2 protein-coding genes are annotated in these 676 nt (G+C 46.9%); both read left to right on the forward strand.

Annotation, left to right across the window (positions count from 1 at the left end):
• Positions 1 to 546, forward strand: a 546-nt coding sequence (locus R7E78_RS27050; protein ID WP_318058736.1) for a TRAP transporter large permease subunit, incomplete at its 5' end; no start/stop codon positions are given.
• Between the two features lie 8 nt (positions 547 to 554).
• Positions 555 to 676 (forward strand): FAD-dependent oxidoreductase (locus R7E78_RS27055; protein WP_318058737.1); only part of this gene is annotated, 122 nt, incomplete at its 3' end.

The following is a 676-nucleotide window of genomic DNA, read 5'->3' on the forward strand; positions in this document are numbered from 1 at the left end:
CTGGAAACGGCGAAAGAAATGCTGTCACTGGTTCCTGCTGATTTTGTTGAAACGCTACTAGAGCAAAGTCTGGGTTTAGAGGCGGTTGGCTTGGCATTGTTGGCTGCGCATTTGATCATCTTCTGGCTCTCACAAGACAGTAACGTTACGCCACCAGTGTGTTTAACCGCATTCGCAGCGGCGACCATTGCGAAAACGCCACCAATGCGAACCGGCTTAATGGCTTGGAAAATTGCGAAGGGGCTGTACTTGGTTCCATTGTTAATTGCCTATACCGGATTGGTCAGTTGGGATGTGACATCCGTAATTACTGTCGGCTTCTTTGCGATAGTGGGTACTTACGCGCTCATTGGAGCCATTGAAGGTTATTTAGAAGGACCATTGAATATATTGATGAGGCTGGTTCTGCTTACTATCGGTGCACTTTTGGTTTGGCACGACATTCCAATCTTAATTCGTGTGGTGTGCTGCGCGGTATTCGTTGCCGTGTTTGTTTACAGTGGGCGCAAGTTCAAATTGCAACAGTCTCAACTTTCGGTTTTATAAGAGGTCGTATGAAATCAGTCTATGACTACATTGTTGTGGGTGGTGGTATCGTTGGTGTGTCCACGGCTTGGCAGCTCCAACAACGCCATCCAGAGTGTTCTATTTTATTGGTTGAGAAAGAGTCCGGTTT

It is taken from the genome of Vibrio sp. YT-19(2023), assembly GCF_033337395.1.